The 2,845-nt window shown below is 66.7% G+C and carries 4 protein-coding genes and 1 pseudogene; all 5 read right to left on the reverse strand.

Annotation, left to right across the window (positions count from 1 at the left end; genetic code table 11):
- On the reverse strand, positions 1 to 739 hold a 739-nt coding region (locus MJ783_RS04405; RefSeq protein ID WP_239308633.1), incomplete at its 3' end, for an extracellular solute-binding protein.
- A 59-nt stretch (positions 740 to 798) separates the two neighbouring features.
- Positions 799 to 1,245: pseudogene (locus MJ783_RS23535) on the reverse strand (toll/interleukin-1 receptor domain-containing protein); the annotation flags it as partial.
- Between the two features lie 438 nt (positions 1,246 to 1,683).
- Positions 1,684 to 1,956 (reverse strand): type II toxin-antitoxin system RelE/ParE family toxin, encoded by a 273-nt coding sequence (locus MJ783_RS04410; protein ID WP_239308634.1) that lies wholly within the window; start codon positions 1,954 to 1,956, stop codon positions 1,684 to 1,686.
- Between the two features lie 8 nt (positions 1,957 to 1,964).
- Positions 1,965 to 2,246, reverse strand: a complete 282-nt coding sequence (locus tag MJ783_RS04415; protein WP_239308635.1) for a type II toxin-antitoxin system Phd/YefM family antitoxin — start codon at positions 2,244 to 2,246, stop codon at positions 1,965 to 1,967.
- 294 nt (positions 2,247 to 2,540) lie between these two features.
- Positions 2,541 to 2,845, reverse strand: a 305-nt coding sequence (locus tag MJ783_RS04420) for a hypothetical protein (protein WP_239308636.1), incomplete at its 5' end; no start/stop codon positions are given.

The raw sequence follows: 2,845 nt of genomic DNA on the forward strand, positions 1-2,845 counted from the left end.
CGCCGATGTCGTCGGGTTCGGAGAGCGGCGTGTCGGGGCCCGCGGCGAGGTCGCCGCCGAGGCTGCGGATGATTTCCAGGGCGTTTACGGTGAGGCCCTCGTAGCGGGCGAACTGACCGCCGAAGCCGCCGACCGGCGGCTGGCCGGCGGTGGCGCGCCGCTTGTTGATCAACTTGATCTGCGAGATCATCTCGTTCAGGCTGGTGGGCGGGAGCAGCCGCTCCGCGTCGAGAATGTCCTTGCGGTAGAGCAGCAGCGGGGTGTTGACGAGGAACGGCACGGCCCACTGCTGGTTGCGGTAACGCCCGCTCGCCCACGCCGCGGGGACGAAGAGATCCTTTCTGATCCCGTACGCGCGCGACTCGTGCGCATCCAGCGGTACGACAAGGTGGCCGCGGGCGAACTCCGCCGTCCACACCACATCGAGCGAATGCACGTCATAACACTCGTGCGAGCCCTGCGCGGTCGCGATGAGCTGGGCGCGCTGCTCGTCGGCGGAGTCGGTCTGCTCGATGTATCGGACGTGCTGGTCCGGGTGTTCCCGGTTCCAGCGGCCGACGGCGTTGGTGACCTGGTGGCCGTAGGTGAGGTCGGCGATCCCGGAGAAGGTGATCGGCCCGACGCCGTCGTCGCCGGATTCCCGCGACGAACAGCCGCTGACTCCCAGCGCGTAGACGAGACAGGCCAGCAGCGCGGCAGACGCGAGGCGGCAGGCCGTTCTGACCGTCGGCGTCGGCATGTCAGTCGACCCTTGATGGCGTCGGACATCCTGGTGCGCAGGGCCGCTGCGGCCGCCTCGGCGTCCATGCCGACCAGGTCGATGTAGTGGATCGTCCGGAGCAGGCCGGTAGGTACGCAGGCCTCGACCCGCACCGGCACGATGCGCCGAAGCCGGTCCTGGTCGCCCGTCCAGGCCGCCGGCCACACATGATCGCCGGGATCGGCGAAATAGTGTGGCGAGAGGATGGGCACGACCCGGTCGGAGCGGTCGAGCATGCGGCTGATGTTGGCTACCAGATCCGATCCGGGCACGATATCCCAGGCTTCGAGAAAAACCTGCGCCTTCCGACCGTCGAAACGCACATGCTCCTCGAGTTGCCAGGCGATCCATTTCGCCCATTCGCATCGGCGCGGGCATGGGTAAGGAAGAAGTCGCAGTGGCCGGCCGCGCCGGTCTCCGCGTCCGTGGTTCCGCTGGGGGCACCATCCCCCGAGCGCCTCGTGCCAGGCACATCGCCCCCTCATCAGCCTGACCAGGAATGCCCCGTCAGCGCGGCTCCGCGGCCCGTCGGGGGCGATATTTTATAAGGTGATCTATTTGCGCACGGTAGCACGTCCGCGCTGATTCGCCGGCCCTGGCACGGCACAGGCCAAAGGAAGGCCGACCGTTCCATCTGGGACGCGACGATCGGCAGCGGTGCTCCCGCCGCGCGCTTTGGACCCGAGCGACCCAAGGTTGGTTCCGATATTGCTCATCCTGTTTGACCAGCACAAACAGCGCGACAAAGATCGTTCTTGCGTGCCCCCGGCAAGACGGCACGCAGAAGGTTGCGGGCGCGACCAGAGGTTCTCGAACCGGCCGGCTTGTCATCGCGTGCAGCTTCAGGCTGGGGCTGCACGCGATGACGGTGGCTATCGAAGCGTCGTCGAACTCGCGGTGCCCAGCCGGGGCCAGACCTCCTTCTACCTACCGCCGGGGCGGTAGACATCGGCTCGGTGAGCGATCCGCAGAAGCGTCACGAGCTTCGCTTCCTCGTCGACCACGTACAGCACCCGGTACGGTCCGCGACGGGCACTGAAGGTGCCTGCCAGTTCCCGTTCGAGAGGTTTGCCGACCCGCTGCGGTGCGACCGCGAGGTCGCCGAAGACGAACTCGATGATCGCTGGCACGATGCGCGGTGGGATGTGCTGGAGGTCTCGCCGTGCCATGGCCGTGAAGACCACCTCATAGCTCACCGGGCGCGTTACCGGTCGCGCCTGGGCACGCTGAACTCGGCGCGGATCTGCGCTTCGTCGAAGACCCGCCCGGCCGTCACGTCGGCCGTGGCCTCGGCGAGAGATTCGCGGATGCTCGGCTGCGACAGCCAGTACAGGGTCTCCTGGATCGACTCCCACTCGTCGACGCCGATCAGGACGGCCGCCGGCGAGCCGTTCTTGGTGATGGTCACTTGCTCGTGAGTGATCGCGGCGGCGTCGACCAGTTCGTTGAGCCTGTCCTTGACCTTCGAGATCGGTAGCGTCTGCATGGGCACCATTTTAAGCTTGAATTCAAGCTTTGCGAAGGCCTGAATCTGGGGGTCTGGGAGACGGCAACGCCACGAAAATCGCGTAGTTCGACCGGAACGCCGGCCGGGCGTGTGTGGCGGGTGCGGGGGCGGCCCTACGGTGCCCGCCGCGTGCCGGTGGCAGCCGCCTCCAGGCCCGAAGACACCGGTGTTGAAGTCGACGCGGTCGTGTGCCTGGGTAACAGCTTCGGGTATCTCGACCCGGCCGGCGCCCTTCACAACCCGGTAGGACGTTACGGCATCCGATGGTGATGGTCAGTTAGGTCCGGGGTCCGCTGTCGAGATGTGGGCCTGGATGCCCATCGCGGCCAGATCTTTCCGCAGGGTGGTCTCCTTGGCTTCGATGCCGCTGGTGATCGGCTGCCAGAGCGCTTCGTGCTCGCCCACCCATGCGGGCACCCGCAGGAGAAGAACATCCCGTTCGGCGTTGAAGATCCAACATTTGATGCCGCGTAAGAGCGCCCGGCAATAGGGGTGTGGATCAAGGAGCGGGACTGGGTGCGTGCATCGCGAGGCAGTGGAGGGAGTCACCGGAGGTGTTGGGTGGCGACCGACGAGCC

Origin of the sequence: Protofrankia sp. Cj3, from assembly GCF_917627355.1 — a bacterium.
GTDB lineage: Bacteria > Actinomycetota > Actinomycetes > Frankiales > Frankiaceae > Protofrankia.